The sequence below is a fragment of the Streptomyces hamibioticus genome (assembly GCF_047946815.1).
GTDB lineage: Bacteria > Actinomycetota > Actinomycetes > Streptomycetales > Streptomycetaceae > Streptomyces.
This window is the reverse complement of the sequence record NZ_JBKKQY010000001.1, coordinates 1,079,697-1,101,053: the sequence shown is the minus strand read 5'-3', so window position 1 is coordinate 1,101,053 and position 21,357 is coordinate 1,079,697. Positions and strand designations below refer to the sequence as shown.

The window sequence follows — 21,357 nt, the reverse complement described above, 5'->3', positions numbered from 1 at the left end:
CCCGGGCCCGCGGCCCTACAGCTCCCTGATCCGGATGTCCCGGTACGACACCACGTCCGCCGTGCCGTGCACCTGGAGCCCGATGTACCCGGAGGCGTACCGCCGCCCGTCCGTGCCCGGGTCGTCCGGGCGCGGCGGGTGGAAGTCCTGGCCGCCGGTGTTGCCGAACTCGTTGATCAGCAGGCCGTTGCGGTAGACCTCGTAGTGCTGGCCCACCACGCGGATCTCGTAGTCGTTCCAGGTGCCTTTCTCGGTCACGCCGGCCCCGGCGAGCCCCACCCGGTCGAAACCGTAGACCGAGCCCGTCTTGTACATGTCGCCGTCGGGCCGGTCGAGCACCTGCACCTCATGGCCGTACTTGATGGCGACCCACTCCGGACGCGACTCCTCCGGGTGGTCGTGGACGTGCGGGAAGCGCACGAACACACCGGAGTTGGCGTTGCCGGTGCCGGGGGCGTCGTCCCGCCACTGGAGCCGCAGCGAGAAGTCGCCGTACTTGCGCTGCGGGAGCCACAGCATGCCCAGGCCGGGTTCCGCGGTGCCGGAGGTGATCGACCCGTCCGGGTTCAGGGCGAACGACCCGCCGCCGACCTGCTCCCACCGGGCGAAGGACTCCGGGCTGCCGTCCATGATCTTGCGGTAGCCCTCGGTCTGGCCCGGCTTGCCGACGCCGGACTGGCGGGCGGCCCGCTCGATCGCCCGGTACTCGCGCCGGTCGACCACGCCCTCGCCCAGGAGCGCGTCCAGGACCTCCCGCACGTGCTTCAGGAACAGCTGGTGGGACGTCCACTCCTTCTCGTCCTCGATCAGCTCCCCGATCCGGCACCGGTTGTCCGTCACCCGGTTCGGCACACCCGAGTCGACCGTGCCGACGATCACCGTCAGCCGCTCGTCGTACTCCGGGCAGGGCGGCGCCGGCACCTCGCCCGCCACCACCGTGAAGCTCACCGTCAGCGGCTCCGAGGTGTTGCCCGCCTTGTCGGTGGCCCGGTAGGCCACGGTGTGCCGGCCCACCCGGTCGACCACGACGGGTGCGGAGTACGCCAGGTAGGGCCCGCCGTCGAGCGAGTACTCGATGCCTGCGACACCCGAACCGTCCTCGTCCGTGGCGCTGACGGTCACCTCGGCGGAGCCCACGTAGGCACCGTCGGAGTTCTTCGTGCCCCCGACGGTCGCGCCGGTCACCGGCGGGGTGGTGTCCCGCGGCGGAGCGGCGACCACGGTGAACTCCACGCTCTTGGCCGCCGCCGCGTTGCCCGCCTTGTCGGTGGCCCGGTAGCGCACGGTGTGGGCACCCACCTCGTGCACCATCACCGGCGCGGTGTACGGCCGCCAGGCACCGTCGCCGATCGCGTACTCGATGGTGTTGACGCCGGACCCGGTGTCGGAGGCGGTGACCGTCACCGTCGCCATGTCGATGTAGGCACCGTCGGTGTTCCGCTCACCGGTGACCGTCGCCGAGGTCTCCGGCGGGGTCGTGTCGTCCGTCGGCGGGGCGACGACGGTGAACGTGACGCTCTTCTCGGCGGCGGCGTTGCCCGCCTGGTCGAAGGCCCGGTAGCGGACGGTGTGCCCGCCGACGGTGTCGACCACGACCGGCGCGGTGTACGGCTGCCAGGCGCCGTCGGCACCGAGCGCGTACTCGATCCGGTCGACGCCCGAGCCGCCCGCGTCGGTGGCGGTGAGCACGACGCTCGCCGAACCGACGTAGGCGCCGTCGGCGTTCCGCGCGCCCTGCACCTCGGCCGCCGTCTCGGGCGCCGTCGTGTCGTCGCCGCCGCCCTCGGTCACCACCAGCACGCCCCGCATCTGGCCGTGGCCGGGGATCGTGCAGTGGTACAGGTAGCGGCCGGGCGTGAGCGTGACCTCGGCGGTGTGCCGGCCGCCCTGGTCGTCGTCGGGATTGGCCAGGATGTTCAGCTGGACGTCGTTGTTGTACTCCGGGTCGCTGGTCACGAACGTCAGCGTGTGCGGCATGCCCGTGGTGTTGCCGGTCGCCGCGCTGTTCTCGAACACGATCGTCGCCGGGCCGGCCACCGCCGTCCCGGGCGCGGACAGATACCGGTCGATCTCGTTGCCCGCGGTCCAGGTGAGGACCTGTTCCGCGGCCTCCCCGGCGGCCGCCGCGGCCTTCGGCTGCCCGGCCGCGGGCATCGCCTGCAGGCCGAGCATCACCAGAACGCCCGCCAGCAGGGCGGCCCAGACTCTTCGTTCGCGTATCACCGGTTCCCCCTCGCCAGCTCTCCGGCGGCCGGGGTGGGCCCGCCGCCCGTGTACGTCACGCGCCACAGCGCCGACCTGGCGTCGGAGGTGAAGAAGCCGCGGCCGTAGTCGAGCACGTACAGCGCCCCGTCCGGACCGAACTTCCAGTCCATCAGGTTCTTGATGCCGTCGTTGCCCACCGGCACGATCTTCTTCAGCGACTCCGAGTGCACCGGCAGCCCGCCGTCACCCTGCGTCCTCGGGTCCATCAGCACCGCGTTGCGCGGCTGGCCGGCGTCGTAGAAGTCACCGACGAACCACTTGCCGTCCCAGTAGGCCGGCCACTTGGTGCCGCTGGTGCTGTCCGCGTCGTAGCGGTAGACCGGACCGTTCATCGCCGCCTGGCCGCCGCCCTTGAGCCACGGCAGCCCGTACGTCGCCTCCTCCGCCTCGTACGACGGCACACCGTTCTCGTCGCGCGGGAAGTCCGGGGCACCGCCCTGCGGGGAGTACCAGATGTTGTTGCCGGTCACCGGCGGCAGGTCGACCAGACCGTCGTTGTTCGGCGACTCGTTCTTCGGGGCGTCGCAGTCGTACCAGCCCAGCGGCTTCGACGGGTCCGGCAGGTTCCGGTCCCGGTACGGCTGCTTGTTGCCCATGCAGTACGGCCAGCCCCGGTTGCCCGCCTCGGTGATCACGGCGAACGTGTCGTACTTCGCCGGGCCCCAGGTCGGCGACGGGGAGCCGGCGTCCGGGCCGACCCAGCCGGCGTAGAGGATGTCGGTCGACTTGTCGACGAAGATGCGTGCCGGGTTGCGGACGCCCATCACATAGATCTCGCCGCGGGTCTTGCCGCCGCCCTCGTCGGTCTCCTTCCCGGTGAACAGATTGCCCTCGGGGAGGGTGTAGGTGCCGTCCGGCTCCGGGTGGATGCGCAGGATCTTGCCGTTGAGGTTGTTGGTGTTGCCGGCCGTGCGGCGCGCGTCGGCGAAGGACACGCCCTTGAAGTCCGGCTCGGGGTTGTTGCCCGAGTAACCGCCGCTGAAGCCGCTGGAGTTGGTGTCACCGGTGGCGATGTACAGGTTGTCCTCGGAGTCCCAGGCCATCCCGCCGCCCGCGTGGCAGCAGCTGTGGATCTGCACCGGCCACTTCAGCAGCACCTTCTCGCTGTCCAGGTCCAGCTTGTTCGTCACCTGGTCGAGCGTGAAGCGGGAGACGCGCCGCTCGCCCAGGTGGGTCCCGCGGTCGATCCGGGAGTGCGGGGTGTAGTGCAGGTACACCCAGCCGTTCTGCTCGAAGCGCGGGTCCAGTTCGATGCCGAGCAGCCCCTCCTCGACCTTGGTCAGCTCGTCGCCGCCGCCCTTGTTGCCGAAGACGGTCAGCTCTCCCGCGAGCGTGACCTGCCCGGTCCTCGGGTCGTAGACGTGGATCTGGCCCTTGCCCTTGCCGACGTCCGGGTCGTTCCAGTCGGTGACCACGGGCCGGGAGGCGTCGGCGCCGCCGCGGCCGATGTAGAACACGCGGCCGTCGGGCGCGGTGACCAGCCCGTGCGGCTCGCCGATCTGGTCGTTCCGCCCTGGCCGGTTGGGCTTCGTCAGCCGCTCCGCCTCGTAGTTGCCGGTGATGGTCGCCTTGCAGTCGGCCCGCACCAGCCGCGTGGTCCACAGCAGGGCGCCGCGCAGGTGCTCGCGGAAGTCGGTCTCGTCGTAGGACGACACCGTGCCGCCCATGCCGGTGTAGAAGGACCGCCCGCCGTCGTAGTCCCGGCACCAGCTGACCGGATGGTCCCATCCGTTCGCGCCCTCGCCCGGCCGGTACGACGACTCGCGCACCCGGGCCACGGTGTGCACGTCGCCCGAGGGGTTCTCCACCCAGTTCAGCCACTTGTCGGGGCGCTTCCACTGGACCGGCAGGTCCTTGGTGGCCGGATGACGTCGGTCGCCGACCTCGACGGTGGCCCGCTGGACCTTCGCCGGGCTCGAGGCGGCCGGGCGGGCACCGACCAGCCCGGTGAACCAGTCCGAGTACGGCTCCGCGCGCGCCGCGTCGTGGAGGCCGACGAACCCGCCGCCGGCCTCCATGTACGCCTCCAGCCCGGCCTCCTGCTCCGGGCTGAGGACGTCGCCGCCGCCGGTCAGGAAGACCACCGCGTTGTAACGCCCCAGCCTCCGCTCGTCGGTGAAGACCGAGGCGTCATCCGTCGCCTCGGCCCGGAAGCGCTCGTCGGCCGGGCCGGACAGCCCGATCCGCTCGATGGCCGCGATCCCGGCGTTCACCAGCGGTGACTCGTCACCGGGCGCGGCGGACCCGTGGAAGACCAGCACCCGGACGTTGGCACCGCCCGGCGGGGACTTGATCGACATCGTTGTCACAGGCGGCTCGGGCGCCGGGCGCGCGCTGGCGGCGGGCCCGGTCAGGAGCCCGGCGGCGACGAACCCGGCGGTCGCGACGGCCGCCCACCCTCTTCTTCTCGCGCTCAACCCTCGTAAGTGCATGGGCACCTCCTCGGTCACGGCAGCAGCGCCAAGGAAGGTAGACCTCTTTGCGTGTTGCGCCAATAGGTATCACCGAGAGGGAACGAACTTTGTCCTGGACGTGGATAAACCATGCGGTGGCCGGTACCGTCTCACCGGCGTACCACGGCTCTTGACGGCCCATCAGCGGTCATGTTCCCGCAACATCCGTACGAGTGTGGGGAGTTCGGCATGGACAGACGCGGCTTCAACCGGCGAGTGCTGCTGGGCGGCGCGGCCGTCGCGACATCGTTGTCGCTGACGCAGGAGTCCTCGGCCGCCCCGCCCCCCGCCACCCCCGCGAGGACGGCGCCGGCCGGGGGCGAGGTGAGGCACCTCAAGCTCTACGCCGAGAAGCTGCCCGACGGGCAGATGGGCTACGGCTTCGAGAAGGGCAGGGCGAGCATCCCCGGCCCGCTGATCGAACTCAACGAGGGCGACACGGTGCACATCGCCTTCGAGAACCTCATGGACGTCCCGGTGAGCCTGCACGTCCACGGCCTGGACTACGAGATCTCCAGCGACGGCACCAGGATGAACAAGAGCGACGTGCCGCCCGGCGGCACCCGCACCTACACCTGGCGCACCCACGCCCCGGGCCGCCGCAAGGACGGCACCTGGCGGGCGGGCAGCGCGGGTTACTGGCACTACCACGACCACGTCGTCGGCACCGAACACGGCACCGGCGGCATCCGCAAGGGCCTGTACGGGCCGGTGATCGTGCGCCGCAAGGGCGACGTCCTGCCGGACGCCACGCACACGGTCGTCTTCAACGACATGCTCATCAACAACCGGCGACCGCACACCGGCCCGGACTTCGAGGCCACGGTGGGGGACCGCGTCGAGTTCGTGGTGATCACGCACGGCGAGTACTACCACACCTTCCACATGCACGGTCACCGCTGGGCGGACAACCGCACCGGCATGCTCACCGGTCCCGACGACCCCAGCCAGGTCATCGACAACAAGATCTGCGGACCGGCGGACTCCTTCGGTTTCCAGGTGATCGCGGGGGAGGGGGTGGGCGCCGGGGCGTGGATGTACCACTGCCACGTCCAGAGCCACTCCGACATGGGGATGGTGGGCCTGTTCCTGGTGAAGAAGAAGGACGGGACGATACCGGGGTACGAGCCGCACCATCCGCACGGCGAGGAGCAGGAGGCCGAGGCCGACCCGGCGCACGAGCACTGAGCGTGGAATGCTCGCGCTGACCGGAGCACCCGCTCCCGCCCGGCGACCCGCGGCTATCCTGGGCCGCAGCCGCCGAGGAGGAGCGCCCGTGACCGAGACCGCGCCGCGTCCCACGCCGGAGGCCGTGACCGAGACCGCGCCGCGTCCTACGCTGGAGGCCGTGGCCGCGCGGGCCGGGGTCTCGCGCGCCACCGTGTCGCGGGTGGTCAACGGCGCCGCCGGGGTCCGCGAGTCGCTCGTGGAACGGGTGCGGCGGGCGGTGGAGGAACTCGGGTACGTCCCCAACCAGGCCGCCCGCAGCCTGGTCACGAAGCGGCACGACGCCGTCGCCGTCGTCGTCGCCGAACCGGAGACCAGGGTCTTCGCCGACCCCTACTTCGCGCTCCAGCTCCGCGGCATCAGCAAGGAACTGACGGCCCACGACAACCAGCTCGTGCTGCTGCTCACCGAGGGCCGCGAGGACCACGCCCGAGTCGGCCGCTACCTCGCGGGCGGGCACGTCGACGGCGCGCTCGTCTTCTCCCTGCACCTGGACGACCCGCTGCCCGGACTGATCCGGCGCGCCGGAGTGCCGACCGTGTTCGGCGGGCGGCCCGGCTGGAGCGACGACCGCGGCGGCGAGGCGGTGTACGTCGACAGCGACAACCGCGGCGGGGCCCGGGAGGCCGTGCGCCACCTCGTCGCGCTCGGCCGCAGCCGCATCGCGCACATCACCGGCCCCCTCGACCAGACCTCCGCGGCCGACCGGCTCGCCGGCTACCGGGACGTCCGGGCGGAGACCGACCCGGCGCTGGTCGTGCGCGGCGACTTCACCCCGGGCGGCGGTGAGCGGGCGATGCGGGAACTGCTCGGCCGGTGCCCGGACCTGGACGCCGTGTTCGCGGCCAACGACCTCACCGCCGCGGGCGCCCTGCGGGTCCTGCGCGAGCACGGGCGGCGGGTGCCCGAGGACGTGGCCGTGGTGGGCTTCGACGACATGCTGCCGGTCGCCGAGCAGACCGACCCGCCGCTGACCACGGTGCGCCAGGACATCGAGGAGATGGGCCGCCTGATGGCCCGGCTGCTGCTGCGCGGCCTCGAACCCGGGACCGGCGCCGGGGCGGTCGGGTCCGGGACCACGGGCACCGCGCCGGCCGGAGTGGTCCTGCCGACGACGCTGATCCGCCGCGCGTCGGCGTGAGTGCGCCGGGGGCCCGGTTGCCGGGGGCGACCTGGTCACCTGGGGCGCCCCGGTCACCGGGGAGGTTCCCACCGCCGGGGAGGTTCCGGTGAGCACGCCGCGGCCGCGCCCTGTGCGTCCCGCGCGCCGCCGTGCGCACCGGCGCCGGGCGGGCCACCATCGAGGGGCCGGATACCGGGTGCCCGGGTGCCCGGGGGCCGCCGGATGCCGGGGGCCGGACGCCGGACGCCAGGGGCCGAGGGCCGCGCCGGGTGGCACCCCGGCGTTGATGGCGCGTTGATCGAACGTTTTTCGCCGACCGGCACGATCCCGGGCATGCACATCGACACCAACGCGGCGCCCGACCTCGCCTGGCAGCAGGAGGCGCTGTGCGCGCAGACCGGGGCTGACTTCTTCTTCCCCGAGCCCGGCAGTTCCGTCCGCGAGGCGAAGCGGATCTGCGGACTGTGCCCGATCCGCGCCGCCTGCCTGGAACACGCGCTGAACCACGACGAGCGCTTCGGCGTCTGGGGCGGCCTGTCGGAGAAGGAACGGCTGGCACTCCGGCGTACCCCGGCCGTGCACTGAGGCAGACCGCGTCGGCACCTGAGGCAGACGCGTCAGTAATGGAGAAGCCCGGCCGCCGCGCCGCGGTTACCGTGACGGTCCCGGGCCGCACGCCGTGTGCCGCGACCTCGGCGCGATGACGGCCCGTCGCACCCGCCGACGCTCTCCCGGCCACGGGGGAAGGAGCTTGCCGATGTGTCATCCCGCTTGGAGGCGTGCGCGGATCGCCGCGCAGCACCTGCGCGACCTTGCGCGGCTGCGGCGTGTCCGCGACCGGATCGACCGGGAGTACGCGCAGCCGCTGAACGTCGAGGCGCTCGCCCGCGACGCGGACATGCCGCCCGGGCACCTCGCAGGACAGTTCCGCCTCGCCTACGGCCGGTCGCCGCACGACTACCTGATGGCGCGCCGTGTGGAGCGCGCGACGGCACTGCTGCGCGGCGCGGACCTCGACGTCACCGAGGTCTGCCGCGCGGTCGGCTGCCCGTCGCCGGGCCTGTTCACCACCCGTTTCACCGCGCTGGTCGGCATGTCGCCCGCCGCCTACCGGCTCCGCGCGACCCGCGCCGGTACCGAGCAGAAATGAAGAAGCCCCGGCCAGCGCGCCGCGGCTAGCGTGATCGTCATGAACTCCATCGCATCCGTCACCCTGGAAGTGGCCGACCCGGCGGCCGCCGAGCGCTTCTACTCCACCGCCTTCGGCCTGGGCCCACAGGTGGGCCTGCGGGCCGGCGACACGCCGACGACCGGGTTCCGCGGCTTCACCCTGTCGCTCCAGGTGTCCCAGCCGGCCGACGCCGACCTCCTCCTGGACGCCGCCCTCGCCGCCGGCGCCACGTCCCTGAAGCCGGCCGGCAAGTCGCTGTGGGGCTACGGCGGCGTCGTGCAGGCCCCGGACGGGACCATCTGGAAGGCCGCGACCCCGGCGAAGAAGAACACCGGACCGGCCACCCGAGACCTCGAAGAGATCGTGCTCCTGCTGGGAGTGGAGGACGTCAAGGCGAGCAAGCAGTTCTACGTCGAGCAGGGCCTGGCCGTGGAGAGGAGCTTCGGCAGCAGGTACGTCGAGTTCGTCGCCGAGGAGTCGAGCCCCGTCAAGCTGGCGCTGTACAAGCGCCGTGGCCTGGCCAAGGACCTCGGCGTCCCGGCCGAGGGCAGCGGGTCGCACCGGATCGTGCTCGGCAGCCCGGCCGGCCCCTTCACCGACCCGGACGGGTTCGTCTGGGAGGCCGCCGAGCCGTCGGCCCCCGCCTCGTCCTGACGATCACCCGCGGCAGAACCGCGACAGTCCGGTACGGAGAGAGGAAACCTGCCATGACGAGCACGAAGAGGACCGCGAAGGGCTCCGGCGCGGAGGCCGGGAAGCGGGAAGGGTTCACGGCCGAGGAACGCGAGGCCATGAAGGAGCGCGCCAAGGAGCTGAAGGGCACCCGGCGCGGGGCCAAGGCGGACCCGGAGAGCGAGGTCCTCGCGAAGATCGCCGAGATGCCGGACGCGGACCGGGCACTGGCCGAGCGGATCCACGACATCGTCAGGACCAGCGCCCCCGAGCTGACCCCGAGGCTGTGGTACGGGATGCCCGCGTACGCCAAGAACGGCAAGGTCCTCTGCTTCTTCCAGAGCGCGCAGAAGTTCAAGTCGAAGTACGCCACGCTGGGCTTCAGCGATGAGGCGGCCCTCGACGACGGCGCCGTCTGGCCGACCTCGTACGCGGTGACGAAGCTGACCGCCGCCGACGAGCGGCGCATCAGCGATCTCATCAAGAGGGCGGTGGGCTGAGGCCGACGCCCCGGCCGCCCCGTCCCGCGAGCCACCCGCCCCCGGCCCGCAGGCCACCGGCTCGTCCCGCAAGACGCTTCCCGGCCAAGCCACCGGCCCGGCCCGTCAAGCCCTGTTCCGGCCCGTCAAGCCCTGTTCCGGCCCGCCAAGTCCTCGTACCCGGCCCGGCGGGACGCCGCCCAGGACCGGCGGGCGGGCGGCGTCGAAGTGGTCGTCGGTGTCCTCAGCCCGCCGCCCGGGCCGCCATCCGCGCCTTGCGCGCCGCCAGCTTCTCGTCGAACTTGGCGGCCTCGGCGTCCAGCCCCTCCAGGTACAGCCCCAGCTCCTCCTGCGCCTTGAGACCCTCGGGGCCGAGCCCGTCGATCTCCATGACCTTCAGGAAGCGCAGCACGGGCTGGAGCACGTCGTCGTGGTGGATGCGCAGGTTGTAGACCTCGCCGATGGCCATCTGCGCGGCGGCCCGCTCGAAGCCGGGGATGCCGTGCCCGGGCATCCGGAAGTCGACGACCACGTCCCGCACCGCTTGCATCGTCAGGTCGGGCGCGAGCTCGAAGGCGGCCTTGAGGAGGTTGCGGTAGAAGACCATGTGCAGGTTCTCGTCGGTCGCGATGCGGGCCAGCATGCGGTCGCAGACCGGGTCGCCGGACTGGTGGCCGGTGTTGCGGTGCGAGATGCGGGTGGCCAGCTCCTGGAAGGCGACGTAGGCGACCGAGTGCAGCATCGAGTGCCGGTGGTCGTGCTCGAACCCCTCGCTCATGTGGGCCATGCGGAACTGCTCCAGCTTGTCCGGGTCGACCGCGCGGGAGGTGAGCAGGTAGTCCCGCATCACGATGCCGTGCCGGCCCTCCTCGGCGGTCCAGCGGTGCACCCAGGTGCCCCAGGCGCCGTCGCGGCCGAAGAGGCTGGCGATCTCGTGGTGGTAGCTGGGCAGGTTGTCCTCGGTCAGCAGGTTGACGACCAGGGCGATACGGCCGATCTCGGTGACCTTGGACTGCTCCTTCTCCCAGGCCTCGCCGTCCTCGAACAGACCGGGGAAGTTGCGGCCGTCGCTCCACGGCACGTACTCGTGCGGCATCCAGTCCTTGGCGATCTTCAGGTGCCGGTTGAGTTCCTTCTCGACCACTTCCTCCAGTGCGTACAGCAGCCGGGCGTCGGTCCAGGCGGAAGAGCTGCCGAGGTGGGAAGAGGTGAGCGTCACGAGTACTCCAGGGGGACGAGCGGCAAAACGGAGAGCGGCCCGGCGAGCGGTGCCGGAACCTACGGGATCGTAGGCTACGAATCCGTAGGTTACGAGCCCGTAGGTTAAACTTCGCGTAAAGGTGCCTGATCAGCGGAGTGTCCGTGATACGGAAAGGCCCCGGAAGTCGCAGGTCCCGGGGCCGAACGGACGATGCGCGGGCCGTCAGCCATACAGCTCCCGCATCCGCACCGAGAGGCATGTCACACAGCCCTCGAGCTTCTCGAACTCGCTGATGTCCACCACGACCGGCTCGTGCCCGAGATCGGCGAACAGCTCCGCCGTCCGCGGCGCGCTCGCCGCCATCAGCAGCTTGTCACCGCCGAGCAGCACCACATGCGCCCCCGCCTCCTCGGGCACCGGCAGGAAGCGAGGGAACAGCGAGGGCGCGTCCGTCTTCGGGATGTGCCCGACGACCGTCCCGTCCGGCAGCGCCGTCACCGCCGACTTCAGGTGCAGCACCTTGCTGACGGGGACGGCCACGACCCGCGCACCCAGCGGCTCGAAGGCGGCCCGCAGCTGCTGGACGCCGGCCGCGTTGGTGCGCCCGCCGCGGCCGACGTAGATGGTGTCGCCGACCTTCAGCACGTCGCCGCCGTCCAGGGTGCCCGGCTCCCAGATCCAGTTGACCGAGCAGCCCAGGCGGGCCACCGCCTCCTCTACCCCGGCGGTCTCCGCCCGGCGGGACTCGGCGCCGGGCCGGGTGATCAGGGCGACGTTCTTGTACATCACCACCGTGTCCTCGACGAACACCGAGTCCGGGCAGTCGTCGGCCGGGTCGACCTCCAGCGTCTCCCAGCCGTGTGCGCGCAGCGCCGTCACGTACGACTCCCACTGCTCGACCGCGAGGTCGTGGTCGACCTTTCCCCGCTCGATGTGCGTCACCAGGCCTTCGGCGAGGCGCGGGCTGGGGCGGCGGACGAGGGCCTTCTTGCTGGGCACGTGCGGGTCTCCGTATCGGGGGGTGGCTGTACCGGCGCCCGGTGGTGCGGCGCCGGTCCGCCATCATGCAGTGCCCGCCCGCGCGGACGGAAGCCCCGTCAGTGGCCCGTGGCCCGCCTGAGGTGCTCCGCCGTGCAGGAGCCGCGGTGGGTGAGCAGCTGCCGCGGGGTGCCCTCGAAGATCACCCGGCCGCCGGACCGGCCCCCGTCCTGCCCGAGGTCGATCACCCAGTCGGCGTGCGCCACCACGTCGAGGTCGTGCTCGACGACCACCACCGTGTTGCCGGTGTCGACCAGTCGGTCCAGCAGGGCGAGCAGCTTGTCGACGTCCGACATGTGCAGCGCGGTCGTCGGTTCGTCCGGGACGTAGACGGTACCCGTGCGGTGCAGCCGGGTCGCCGGCTTGATGCTCCCCCAGTGCCTGCACGGCCTGGGGGCACCCCCACCGTTCACCGCCGGAGAGCGTGGACAGCGGCTGACCCAGCGTGAGGTAGGTGAGGCCGACGTCGCGCAGGGCGCGCAGCCGGCGCCGTACGCCCTGGTCCGTGAAGAAGTCCAGGGCCTGGCCGGCCGTCATCCCGAGCACGTCCGCGATGGAGCTGCCGTCGATCGTCAGGCGCAGCACCTCGTCCCGGAACGGCCGCCCCTCGCAGGCGTGGCAGGTGGTCGTCACCGGGTCCATGAAGGCCAGGTCGGTGTCGATGATCCCGCGGCCCTCGCACGTGGCGCAGGCCCCCGCCGAGTTGACGCTGAACAGGCCCGGCTCGGCGCCCGTCTCCCGCGCGAAGATCTTGCGTACCGTGTCCATGATCCCGAGGTACGTCGCCGGGGTCGACCGCGCCGAGATCCCGATCGACGACTGGTCGACCACCACGGCGTCGGGGTGGGCGGTCCCAGTCGGGCCGCACCGTCCGGCCGAGCCCGTCGCAGCCCGGGCGCACATGCCGGACGGATCGTTGAACGAGCAGGCCGTCGCCGGCCCGGCGCCGGGGGTGCCGTGCCGGGAGAACAGCACCCGCAGCACCGCGTAGACGTCCGTCATGGTGCCGACGGTGGACCGGGAGTGGCCCCCGACCGGCCGCTGGTCGACGACGATCGCGGGGGGCAGGTCCGTGAGTCCGTCCGCGTGCGGCCGCTCGTACTCGGGCAGCCGGTTGCGGATGAACCATGTGTACGTCTCGTTCAGCTGACGCTGCGGCTCCCACCGCGATCGTGTCGAACACGACCGGCGACTTCCCCGATCCCGAAACGCCGGTGAAGACGGTCAGCCGGCCCTTCGGGATGCGGAGCGTGACGTCGTCGAGATTGTTCTCCCGGGCTCCGGTGATGGTGATGAACTCGCTCGTGCCGGGGACGCTAGGCGGGAAACCCGACAGCCTCTGGCGTGGTTTCCTTCAGCTCTCCGTCCAGCATCAGCCAGCGCGTGATGCCGATCGACCCCAGGAACGGCAGATCGTGGCTGGCCACGATCAGCGCCCCCTCGTACGACTCCAGGGCCGTGGTGAGCTGCTGTACGCTCGCCAGGTCCAGGTTGTTGGTCGGCTCGTCCAGCATCAGCAGCTGCGGCGCCGGCTCGGCCAGCATCAGCGCGGCCAGCGCCGCCCGGAAGCGTTCGCCGCCGGACAGCGTCGCCGCCTTCTGGTCGGCGCGGGCGCCCCGGAAAAGGAAGCGGGCGAGCCGCGACCGGATCCGGTTGTTGGTGGCGCCCGGCGCGAACCGGGCCACGTTCTCGGCGACGGTCAGCTCCTCGTCGAGGACGTCGAGACGCTGCGGCAGGAACCGCAGCGGCACGTGCGCCGTCGCCTCGCCGGCCGCCGGCCGGAGCTCCCCGGCGATCGTGCGCAGCAGCGTGGTCTTGCCCGCGCCGTTGCGCCCGATCAGCGCGATCCGCTCCGGACCGTGCAGGTCGAAACCTCCCTCCACTCGGGCTCCGTAGGCGAGTTCCAGATCGCGCAGGGTGAGTACGGTCCGGCCCGCGGGGACGGCCGTGTACGGCAGGTCGACGCGGATCTCGTCGTCGTCCCGTACCGCCTCCACGGCCTCGTCGAGCCGTTCCCTGGCCTCGGCGAGCTTCTCCTCGTGCATGATGCGGTGCTTGCCGGCCGCGACCTGGGCCTGGCGTTTGCGCTCGGCCATGACGGCCTTGGGCTCGCGCTTGTTGTCCCACATCTTCTGCCCGTACCGCTTGCGGCGGGCCAGTTTGACGTGGGCGTCGGCCAGTTCCCGCTTCTGCTTGCGCAGATCGGCCTCGGCGACCCGCACCATGCGCTCGGCCGCCTCCTGTTCGACGGCCAGTGCCTCCTCGTAGGCCGAGAAGTTGCCGCCGTACCAGGTGATCTCCCCGGAGCGCAGGTCGGCGATCTGGTCGACCAGCTCCAGCAGCTCCCGGTCGTGGCTGACCACGACCATCACCCCGGGCCAGGACGCGACGGCCGCGTGCAGCCGCCGGCGCGCGTACACGTCGAGGTTGTTGGTCGGCTCGTCCAGCAGCAGGACGTCCGGCCGGCGCAGCAGCAGCGCCGCCAGACGGAGCAGCACGGACTCGCCGCCGGACAACTCGCCGACGGTGCGGTCGAGTCCGACGTGGCCGAGGCCGAGTTCGCCGAGGGTCGCCAGGGCGCGTTCCTCGACGTCCCAGTCGTCGCCGACGGTCTCGAAGTGCTCCTCGGCCACGTCGCCGCCCTCGATGGCGTGCAGTGCGGCGCGCTGTGCGGCGATGCCGAGCGCCTCGTCGACCCGCAGGGCGGTGTCCAGGGCGACGTTCTGCGGGAGGTAGCCGACCTCGCCGGCGACCCGGACCGAGCCGTCGGCAGGGGTCAGCTCCCCGGCGATCAGTTTCAACAGGGTCGACTTCCCCGAGCCGTTGACGCCGACGAGCCCGGTCCGGCCGGGACCGAAGGCGGCGTCGAGATCCTCGAAGACGGGGGTGCCGTCGGGCCAGGTGAAGGAGAGGGACGTACAGCTGATGGAAGTAGGCATGCGGGCCTCCGCGGTTGCTTGAAGCGTTCAGGGGCAAACGCGTATCGAGACACCGGGGGTGGGCGACCGTCGCGGGAGAACCGCCGGGGCGAAGAGGAGAGCCCCTGGGCCGGGCCGGGGCACAAAGAAAGCCCTGCTCGTCGGGGGACGGCTCGAACGCCGAGGTCGCACGCGGCGAACACACCTCAGGTGTGACGCGGTGTCTCAGGACCTCAGACGAGCAACGTCCTTCTCCAATCGACGACAACAGGACTGCTGTACAGCGTAAGGGAACTCGGGAGTACCAGCAACCCCCTTTTTTTCCACGCCGTGCCCCAGGGCCGTCGTATGGGGCACGGCGCGCCGCCCCGGGCGCGGCGAGGGCCGTGGCCGCGGCGCCGACGGCCGGCCGGGGCCGCACGCCGGTGTCAGCAGGTGCCGCGCATCAGCTCCGCCAGGTCGTGGTCCAGGTCCAGCTGGAGGTGCTCCAGGCCGACCGGGACCAGCTCGTTGGCGGCCTTGAGGAACCGGCGCAGCTCGCCCGAGCGGACGTGGATCACGGCGGTGCCCTCGGGGGCGTGGAACTCCAGCACGGTGCGGTCGTACCCGTACGGCCGCACGCGCACGTCGCCCTGGCCGCCGGGTTCCTCCATGCCCGCGGCCAGCAGCTCGCGGGAGAAGGTCCAGCACACCTCCACGCCCTCCAGCGTGGCCGGGGCGGGGAAGGTCATGCGGACGGCGAACGGGTCGCGCTGGTCGTAGTGCAGCATCGCGGGAATGCTCGGCATGCGGGGCGCGGCGGCGACGAGGCGTGCCTCGACGGGCTGCTCTATGACGGTGGACAACGCCTTGCTCCCTCGTGACGGCTGGACGGACATGGCGGGCGGACGGCCGGGCACCGGAAAAGACGACGGAACGCGCCGATCCGTGCACACGAGAGGCGAGTGACCTCTGTCACCGCGTTCATGCTCGGCGGCGGGACACAAGTGACACGGCTCTCCCCGGGCGCCCCGTACGCCACTTGCCGCCGCGCGGGGTGTCGCGTTTGTCCGTAACGTGGGTATCCGTTCGCTGCAGAGGAAAGGAAGTGAGCGGACATGCCACGCGGATCCAGCTCCAAACGGGAGCGGCAGTACGAGCACATCAAGGAGAGCGCCGAGGAGCGCGGCGCGAGCACCGGCCGCGCCAAGGAGATGGCCGCCCGGACGGTGAACAAGGAACGCGCCCGGACCGGGGAGTCCAAGAGCGCGAGCAAGTCATCGACGCGGGGAAAGTCCCCGAGCAAGCGGGGCGGCGAACGGTCCGGTCAGGGCTCCCAGGGGCAGACCTACGACCAGCTGTACCAGGAGGCCAAGCGCCGCGACATCTCCGGTCGTTCGAACATGAACAAGAGCGAGCTGCAGCGCGCGCTGGGCAAGTGACCCCGCGCCCCCGCATCCGCTCCGGCCACCGGCCGCACGGTCCCCCGCGCCGGCGTTGATCATCCGCCGTCGCGGGGGTCGTCGTACCCGGACGCCGGCGGCCGGGGCCGGCGCTCACCCGAACGGGCGGGCACCCGTAGGCTCGTGGCCACCATGACGACCGTACGCATCCCCGAGGGCTGGCCCGCCACCGAGGCGCAGGCCCGTGCCGTCCAGGACGAACTGCGGGCACGCGTGGTGCTCGACGAACCGGGGCCGCCGCCCGGCACCGGCCATGTCACCGGCGTCGACGTGGCCTACGACGACGAGCGGGACGTCGTCGCCGCCGCGGCCGTCGTCCTGGACGCCGCGACGCTCACGGTGGTCGCCGAGGCCACCGCCGTCGGACGGATCTCCTTTCCGTACGTGCCCGGCCTGCTCGCCTTCCGCGAGATCCCGACCGTCCTCGCCGCCCTCGACGCGCTGGACCGACCGCCCGGCCTGGTGGTCTGCGACGGATACGGACTCGCCCACCCCCGCCGCTTCGGCCTCGCCAGCCACCTCGGCGTCCTCACCGGACTGCCCACCATCGGCGTGGCCAAGAACCCGTTCACCTTCACGTATGACGACCCGGACGCGCCGCGCGGCAGTGCGTCGGCACTGCGCGCGGGCACCGAGGAGGTCGGCCGGGCCCTGCGCACCCGGGACGCCGTCAAGCCGGTGTTCGTCTCCGTCGGACACCGCGTGGGCCTCGACAACGCCTGCGCCCACACCCTGGCGCTGACCCCGGCCTACCGTCTGCCGGAGACCACCCGCAGGGCGGACGCCCTGTGCCGCGGGGCGCTGCGCGAGGCCCTCCGCCCGGACCGCGGCCGCTAGGCGTCCCGGCCCTCGACGGTCCAGCGGCCCACCTCCCGGTACTCCGAGTCGTAGACGGCGGAACCGTCGCCGGGCCGCAGCTCGTAGTGCTTCAGGTTGCCGCCCCAGTAGCGCAGGATCCGTCCGAGTTCCCCCGCCGGATCCCGGGCCAGAGCGTCGTCGTCCATGGTGACTTCGAGAAGGAATTTCATACCTTCAAGGGTTTCATTGAAGTGCTTGTTGGCACTTGCGTGCCCGTGCTCGTCGGCACCGGGGCGTCCGGGCGCGCGCAACCCTCAAACCGGGGGGCGCCCGGGGGAGTGGTGGGGCGGGCGGCGGTCGAGAGGCGTATCGCCCAGGCCGTCTGAGTATCCGTACGGATGTGCCGGCGGGGCCGGCGCCGGCAGCCTGGGCGCATGACGACACATCGCGCCCCGAAGCCCGCAGCCCGCCCCGGCCGGCCCGTCGAGCGTGCCGTCAACGCGGCACTTGTCCTCGGGGTCCTGGCCGGGGTGGGCTGGATCGGCGGGATGATCTACACCCTCGCCGGGTGGGGGCTGTAGGAACCGCCGCAGGGCGGGACGGGGCGGCGCCTCAGCGGGTCGCGGCCACCCGGAACCGCAGGCCCGCCGCGCGCAGCCGGTCGATCAGCGCGTCGCCCATCGCCACCGCCGTCGTGACCTGCCCGGACGTGGCCGGCAGGTCGTCCAGGGCCAGGGACAGCGCCGCCTCGGCGAACATCTTCGCCGTCTCGTCGTACCCGGGGTCGCCGCCCGCGACCTCGGTGAACACCCGCCGGCCGCCGCCCTCGCCCACGAACCGGACCGAGAACCAGCTCCTCGCCCGCTTCTCCGGGCTCGGCCCGTCCCCGGGCCTGAGGCGGCCCGACAACCAGCGCCGGGCCGGTGGCAGTTGGGCCGCCGCCACCAGCGCCCCGAGGCCGGCCGCCCCGCCCACGGCCACGGGCAGGTGCCGCACGGCCGCGTAGTGCCGGTAGCGGAAGTCGGGGCCGTAGCGCTCCAGCGCCTTCGCCGAGCGCCGCACGATCTGCGGGTCGATGGTCGGCAGCGGCAGCGCCCAGGCACCGATCTCCGCGGCGAACCGCGGCGCGGCCGCCGGCGTCGTCGCCCGCCGGCCCACCAGGCGCGGCTCGTACCGGCGCCGTTCCCGCGCCGCCGCCGCCAGCTGCCGCCCGCGGGCGAACTGGCCCAGCGCGGAGGCGAACGTACCGCCCGAGAACATCCCGCTCGCCGTCACGAAGCCGTCCACGCTCAGCGGCACGCCCTCCGGCAGCTGCCGGACCGTGAAGTACGCGCCGAGGTCGTGCGGGACCGAGTCGAAGCCGCAGGCGTGCACCAGCCGGGCGCCGGTCTCCCGCGCGCGTGCGTCGTGGCGGACGTACATCAGGTCGACGAACTCCGGCTCACCGGTGAGGTCGAGGTAGTCCGTACCGGCCTCCGCGCAGGCGGCGACGAGTCCCTCTCCGTAGCGCAGGTAGGGGCCCACCGTCGTGGCCACCACGCGCGCGTGCCCGGCGAGTTCGCGCAGCGAGGCGGGATCGGCCGAGTCGGCCCGCAGCACCCCGGCGTCCCCGGCGCCGGGCAGTCGTTCACGCAACCGGCGGAGCTTGTCCTCGCTCCGTCCGGCGATCGCCCAGCGCAGCCCCTCGGGTGCGTGCGCGGCCAGATACCGTGCGGTCAGCTCGCCGACGAACCCCGTCGCTCCGAAGAGCACCACATCGTACGGACGGTCGTCCCTGTTGGGCCTGCTCATGACATCCTCCGCCGTTCTTCGGTCGGCAGCACGCGCCGTTGTCGGTGGCCGAGGCTAGCGTGAACCGTGCGGAGCCCGACCACGAGCCCGGAGGTGCGCAGGTGGCCGTGTCCCAGAACGTGCCGACGAACGTCCTGACGGACGCCCTGGTGAAGCGGGAGAAGAAACAGGGTGGCTGGCGGGCGCGGCACACCGGCTGCCCGGCGCGGCGCGGTCCGGCACGCCGAACCGGCCCGGCGGGCGCCCGCGGCGCATAATTGTCTAAGCGCTTGCTCGCCCGGGCCTTGTGCCGACTGGAACACGTTCCTAGCATCACTGGTGTTACATCAGTTGTGTCACACACTGGGGGCTGGATGACCACCGGACCGACCACGGGACCGCCCACGGCGCCGACGCCGCCACCGCACGGTCCGCTCACCGGCGTGCGGGTGGTCGAGCTGGCGGGCATCGGCCCCGGCCCCTTCGCCGCCATGCTCCTCGCCGACCTCGGCGCCGACGTGGTCCGCGTCGACCGGCCCGGCGGCCCCGGCCTCGCGATCGACCCCGCGTACGACGTCACCAACCGCAACAAGCGCTCGGTGATCGTCGACCTGAAGGCACCCGACGGCCCCGGCCGGGTCCTGGACCTGGCCGCCCGCGCCGACGTGCTGATCGAGGGCCACCGCCCCGGCGTCGCCGAGCGCCTCGGCGTCGGCCCCGGGCCCTGCCACGCCCGCAACCCGCGCCTCGTCTACGGCCGGATGACCGGCTGGGGCCGGGAGGGCCCCCTCGCCTCGCGCGCCGGGCACGACATCGCCTACCTCGCGCCCACCGGCACCCTCGGCATGATCGGCAGCCCCGACGAGCCGCCGGCCGTCCCCGCCAACCTCCTCGGCGACTACGCGGGCGGCTCCCTCTACCTGGTCGTGGGCATCCTCGCCGCCCTGCACCACGCGCGTGCCACCGGCACCGGGCAGGTGGTGGACGCCGCCATCGTGGACGGCGCCGCCCACCTCTCCGCGATGATCCACGGCATGTTCGCCGCCGGCGGCTGGCAGGACCGGCGCGGCGCCAACCTCCTCGACGGCGGCTGCCCGTTCTACGGCACCTACGAGACCGCCGACGGGCAGTACATGGCGGTCGGGGCGCTGGAGCGCCGGTTCTACGACGAGTTCACGGCGCTCCTCGGCATCCCCGACCGGGCCCCGGCCCGCGACGACCCGACTCGCTGGGGCGAGCTGCGGGAGGCCATCGCCGCCCGCTTCAAGTCCCGTACCAGGGACGAGTGGACGGCCGTCTTCGCGGACTCGGACGCGTGTGTCGCACCGGTGCTGTCCCTGCGCGAGGCCCCGCACCACCCGCACCTGGCGGCCCGCGGCACCTTCACCGACCACGACGGCATCACCCAGCCCGCCCCGGCACCCCGCTTCTCCGCGACCCCGACCGCCGTCCGCACCGGCCCCGCCCGGCCGGGCGCCGACACCGAGGCCGTTGCCCGCGACTGGGACCTCCCCCGGCTCCTGACCCCGCTCTCCCACCCTCACCGAAAGGCCGGCCAGTGACCACCGAAGCGTATGTGTACGACGCGATCCGCACCCCGCGCGGACGCGGCAAGGCAAGCGGCGCCCTGCACGGCACCAAGCCCGTCGACCTGGTCGTCGGACTCATCCACGAGATCCGCGCGCGGTTCCCCGGCCTCGACCCGGCCGCCGTCGACGACATCGTGCTCGGCGTGGTCGGCCCGGTCGGCGACCAGGGCTCCGACATCGCCCGGATCGCCGCCATCGCCGCCGGACTGCCCGACACGGTGGCCGGCGTGCAGGAGAACCGCTTCTGTGCCTCGGGCCTGGAGGCCGTCAACCTGGCCGCCGCCAAGGTGCGCTCCGGCTGGGAGGACCTGGTCCTCGCGGGCGGCGTCGAGTCCATGTCCCGGGTGCCGATGGCCTCCGACGGCGGTGCCTGGTTCAACGACCCGATGACCAACCTCGCCACCAACTTCGTACCGCAGGGCATCGGCGCCGACCTGATCGCCACCATCGAGGGCTTCTCCCGGCGGGACGTCGACGAGTACGCGGCCCTGTCCCAGGAGCGGGCGGCCACGGCCTGGAAGGAGGGCCGCTTCGAGCGCTCCGTGGTGCCGGTGAAGGACCGCAGCGGCCTGACCGTCCTCGACCACGACGAGCACCTGCGGCCCGGCACCACCGCCGACTCCCTCGCGGGGCTGAAGCCGTCCTTCGCGGACATCGGCGAGCTGGGCGGCTTCGACGCCGTGGCGCTGCAGAAGTACCACTGGGTGGAGAAGATCGACCACGTCCACCACGCGGGCAACTCCTCCGGCATCGTGGACGGCGCCTCCCTGGTCGCCATCGGCTCCAAGGAGGTGGGCGACCGCCATGGCCTCACCCCGCGCGCGCGGATCGTCTCCGCCGCCGTGTCCGGCTCCGAGCCCACCATCATGCTCACCGGCCCCGCCCCCGCCACCCGCAAGGCGCTGGCCAAGGCCGGGCTGACCATCGACGACATCGACCTGGTCGAGATCAACGAAGCCTTCGCGGCGGTCGTCCTGCGCTTCGTCAAGGACATGGACCTCAGCCTGGACAAGGTCAACGTCAACGGCGGCGCGATCGCGCTCGGCCACCCGCTCGGAGCCACCGGCGCGATGATCCTCGGCACGCTCGTCGACGAACTGGAGCGCCAGGACAAGCGGTACGGCCTCGCCACCCTGTGCGTGGGCGGCGGCATGGGCATCGCCACCATCGTCGAGCGCATCTGACCCCCTCCCGACGGATCACCTGGAGCA

The 21,357-nt window shown here is 72.4% G+C and carries 20 protein-coding genes and 1 pseudogene; 12 read left to right on the top strand and 9 right to left on the bottom strand.

The window, feature by feature from the left end:
* Positions 1–15: 15 nt before the first annotated feature.
* Together ACLGIH_RS05055 and ACLGIH_RS05050 are read right to left on the bottom strand one after the other, a co-directional pair.
* Positions 16–2,172, bottom strand: coding sequence for an OmpL47-type beta-barrel domain-containing protein (locus tag ACLGIH_RS05055; protein WP_416529286.1), 2,157 nt, complete (start codon positions 2,170–2,172; stop codon positions 16–18).
* 47 nt (positions 2,173–2,219) lie between these two features.
* Positions 2,220–4,697, bottom strand: coding sequence for a ThuA domain-containing protein (locus ACLGIH_RS05050; protein WP_416524002.1), 2,478 nt, complete (start codon positions 4,695–4,697; stop codon positions 2,220–2,222).
* Positions 4,698–4,907: 210 nt separating this feature from the next.
* Here ACLGIH_RS05050 and ACLGIH_RS05045 point away from each other — a divergent pair, with 210 nt between their 5' ends.
* From ACLGIH_RS05045 to ACLGIH_RS05020, 6 genes are all read left to right on the top strand, one after another.
* Positions 4,908–5,906 carry a multicopper oxidase domain-containing protein gene (locus ACLGIH_RS05045; RefSeq protein WP_416524001.1) on the top strand — a complete coding sequence of 333 codons (999 nt, stop codon included), beginning with the start codon at positions 4,908–4,910 and terminating at the stop codon, positions 5,904–5,906.
* A 124-nt stretch (positions 5,907–6,030) separates the two neighbouring features.
* A complete protein-coding gene (locus ACLGIH_RS05040) occupies positions 6,031–7,086 on the top strand; it encodes a LacI family DNA-binding transcriptional regulator (protein ID WP_416529285.1) in 1,056 nt (351 codons plus the stop codon).
* A 315-nt stretch (positions 7,087–7,401) separates the two neighbouring features.
* Positions 7,402–7,653, top strand: coding sequence for a WhiB family transcriptional regulator (locus ACLGIH_RS05035; protein ID WP_416524000.1), 252 nt, complete (start codon positions 7,402–7,404; stop codon positions 7,651–7,653).
* Positions 7,654–7,825: 172 nt separating this feature from the next.
* Entirely contained in the window at positions 7,826–8,218 is a 393-nt protein-coding gene (locus tag ACLGIH_RS05030; protein WP_416523999.1) for a helix-turn-helix transcriptional regulator, read from the top strand.
* Between the two features lie 39 nt (positions 8,219–8,257).
* Positions 8,258–8,893 (top strand): glyoxalase, encoded by a 636-nt coding sequence (locus ACLGIH_RS05025; protein WP_416523998.1) that lies wholly within the window; start codon positions 8,258–8,260, stop codon positions 8,891–8,893.
* A 53-nt stretch (positions 8,894–8,946) separates the two neighbouring features.
* Positions 8,947–9,411 (top strand): iron chaperone, encoded by a 465-nt coding sequence (locus ACLGIH_RS05020; RefSeq protein ID WP_416523997.1) that lies wholly within the window; start codon positions 8,947–8,949, stop codon positions 9,409–9,411.
* A gap of 223 nt (positions 9,412–9,634) precedes the next feature.
* Here the strand turns inward: ACLGIH_RS05020 and ACLGIH_RS05015 are convergent, their stop codons facing one another.
* From ACLGIH_RS05015 to ssgD, 5 genes and pseudogenes are all read right to left on the bottom strand, one after another.
* Positions 9,635–10,609 (bottom strand): acyl-ACP desaturase, encoded by a 975-nt coding sequence (locus tag ACLGIH_RS05015; RefSeq protein WP_416523996.1) that lies wholly within the window; start codon positions 10,607–10,609, stop codon positions 9,635–9,637.
* A 204-nt stretch (positions 10,610–10,813) separates the two neighbouring features.
* Positions 10,814–11,590: a dimethylargininase gene (gene ddaH / locus ACLGIH_RS05010; RefSeq protein WP_416523995.1), complete on the bottom strand. Its 777-nt coding sequence runs from the start codon at positions 11,588–11,590 to the stop codon at positions 10,814–10,816.
* A 98-nt stretch (positions 11,591–11,688) separates the two neighbouring features.
* Positions 11,689–12,965 (bottom strand): annotated as a pseudogene (locus ACLGIH_RS05005) (hypothetical protein).
* Positions 12,946–14,568, bottom strand: coding sequence for an ABC-F family ATP-binding cassette domain-containing protein (locus tag ACLGIH_RS05000; RefSeq protein ID WP_416523994.1), 1,623 nt, complete (start codon positions 14,566–14,568; stop codon positions 12,946–12,948). Before ACLGIH_RS05000 ends, ACLGIH_RS05005 begins: the two are co-directional and overlap by 20 nt.
* A 407-nt stretch (positions 14,569–14,975) precedes the next feature.
* The gene (ssgD, locus tag ACLGIH_RS04995) at positions 14,976–15,392 is read right to left on the bottom strand and encodes a spore wall synthesis regulator SsgD (protein ID WP_416523993.1); all 417 of its coding nucleotides are present in this window, start codon (positions 15,390–15,392) and stop codon (positions 14,976–14,978) included.
* 252 nt (positions 15,393–15,644) lie between these two features.
* Here ssgD and ACLGIH_RS04990 point away from each other — a divergent pair, with 252 nt between their 5' ends.
* Positions 15,645–15,968, top strand: a complete 324-nt coding sequence (locus tag ACLGIH_RS04990) for a plasmid stabilization protein (RefSeq protein ID WP_416523992.1) — start codon at positions 15,645–15,647, stop codon at positions 15,966–15,968.
* A gap of 153 nt (positions 15,969–16,121) precedes the next feature.
* A complete protein-coding gene (locus ACLGIH_RS04985; protein WP_416523991.1) occupies positions 16,122–16,826 on the top strand; it encodes an endonuclease V in 705 nt (234 codons plus the stop codon).
* Here ACLGIH_RS04985 and ACLGIH_RS04980 read toward each other — a convergent pair.
* Positions 16,823–17,017 carry a hypothetical protein gene (locus ACLGIH_RS04980; protein WP_416523990.1) on the bottom strand — a complete coding sequence of 65 codons (195 nt, stop codon included), beginning with the start codon at positions 17,015–17,017 and terminating at the stop codon, positions 16,823–16,825. The genes ACLGIH_RS04985 and ACLGIH_RS04980 overlap by 4 nt on opposite strands.
* Before the next feature lie 204 nt (positions 17,018–17,221).
* On the opposite strand from ACLGIH_RS04980, the gene mmpA reads away from it, so the two are divergent.
* A complete protein-coding gene (gene mmpA / locus ACLGIH_RS04975) occupies positions 17,222–17,368 on the top strand; it encodes a morphogenic membrane protein MmpA (RefSeq protein WP_416523989.1) in 147 nt (48 codons plus the stop codon).
* A 31-nt stretch (positions 17,369–17,399) separates the two neighbouring features.
* Here the strand turns inward: mmpA and ACLGIH_RS04970 are convergent, their stop codons facing one another.
* Positions 17,400–18,578: a saccharopine dehydrogenase family protein gene (locus tag ACLGIH_RS04970; RefSeq protein WP_416523988.1), complete on the bottom strand. Its 1,179-nt coding sequence runs from the start codon at positions 18,576–18,578 to the stop codon at positions 17,400–17,402.
* Positions 18,579–18,679: 101 nt separating this feature from the next.
* On the opposite strand from ACLGIH_RS04970, the gene ACLGIH_RS04965 reads away from it, so the two are divergent.
* The 3 genes from ACLGIH_RS04965 to ACLGIH_RS04955 all read left to right on the top strand — a co-directional run bounded on the left by ACLGIH_RS04965 (position 18,680) and on the right by ACLGIH_RS04955 (position 21,330).
* The gene (locus tag ACLGIH_RS04965) at positions 18,680–18,835 is read left to right on the top strand and encodes a hypothetical protein (protein WP_416523987.1); all 156 of its coding nucleotides are present in this window, start codon (positions 18,680–18,682) and stop codon (positions 18,833–18,835) included.
* A gap of 96 nt (positions 18,836–18,931) precedes the next feature.
* Entirely contained in the window at positions 18,932–20,119 is a 1,188-nt protein-coding gene (locus ACLGIH_RS04960) for a CaiB/BaiF CoA transferase family protein (protein WP_416523986.1), read from the top strand.
* On the top strand, positions 20,116–21,330 hold the full coding sequence (locus tag ACLGIH_RS04955) for an acetyl-CoA C-acetyltransferase (RefSeq protein ID WP_416523985.1): 1,215 nt from the start codon (positions 20,116–20,118) through the stop codon (positions 21,328–21,330). The genes ACLGIH_RS04960 and ACLGIH_RS04955 overlap by 4 nt, the downstream gene beginning before the upstream one ends.
* Positions 21,331–21,357: the final 27 nt, after the last annotated feature.

Excerpts from the sequence above, each read along its gene's own strand:
- ACLGIH_RS05045 (WP_416524001.1), top strand. The coding sequence starts at position 4,908 with ATGGACAGACGCGGCTTCAACCGGCGAGTGCTGCTGGGCGGCGCGGCC.
- ACLGIH_RS04985 (WP_416523991.1), top strand. The coding sequence starts at position 16,122 with ATGACGACCGTACGCATCCCCGAGGGCTGGCCCGCCACCGAGGCGCAG.
- mmpA (WP_416523989.1), top strand. The coding sequence starts at position 17,222 with ATGACGACACATCGCGCCCCGAAGCCCGCAGCCCGCCCCGGCCGGCCC.
- ACLGIH_RS04970 (WP_416523988.1), bottom strand. The coding sequence starts at position 18,578 with ATGAGCAGGCCCAACAGGGACGACCGTCCGTACGATGTGGTGCTCTTC.
- ACLGIH_RS04980 (WP_416523990.1), bottom strand. The coding sequence starts at position 17,017 with ATGAAATTCCTTCTCGAAGTCACCATGGACGACGACGCTCTGGCCCGG.
- ACLGIH_RS05050 (WP_416524002.1), bottom strand. The coding sequence starts at position 4,697 with ATGCACTTACGAGGGTTGAGCGCGAGAAGAAGAGGGTGGGCGGCCGTC.
- ACLGIH_RS04960 (WP_416523986.1), top strand. The coding sequence starts at position 18,932 with ATGACCACCGGACCGACCACGGGACCGCCCACGGCGCCGACGCCGCCA.
- ACLGIH_RS05035 (WP_416524000.1), top strand. The coding sequence starts at position 7,402 with ATGCACATCGACACCAACGCGGCGCCCGACCTCGCCTGGCAGCAGGAG.
- ACLGIH_RS05055 (WP_416529286.1), bottom strand. The coding sequence starts at position 2,172 with ATGCTCGGCCTGCAGGCGATGCCCGCGGCCGGGCAGCCGAAGGCCGCG.
- ACLGIH_RS05030 (WP_416523999.1), top strand. The coding sequence starts at position 7,826 with ATGTGTCATCCCGCTTGGAGGCGTGCGCGGATCGCCGCGCAGCACCTG.
- ACLGIH_RS04990 (WP_416523992.1), top strand. The coding sequence starts at position 15,645 with ATGCCACGCGGATCCAGCTCCAAACGGGAGCGGCAGTACGAGCACATC.
- ACLGIH_RS05020 (WP_416523997.1), top strand. The coding sequence starts at position 8,947 with ATGACGAGCACGAAGAGGACCGCGAAGGGCTCCGGCGCGGAGGCCGGG.
- ACLGIH_RS05025 (WP_416523998.1), top strand. The coding sequence starts at position 8,258 with ATGAACTCCATCGCATCCGTCACCCTGGAAGTGGCCGACCCGGCGGCC.
- ACLGIH_RS05000 (WP_416523994.1), bottom strand. The coding sequence starts at position 14,568 with ATGCCTACTTCCATCAGCTGTACGTCCCTCTCCTTCACCTGGCCCGAC.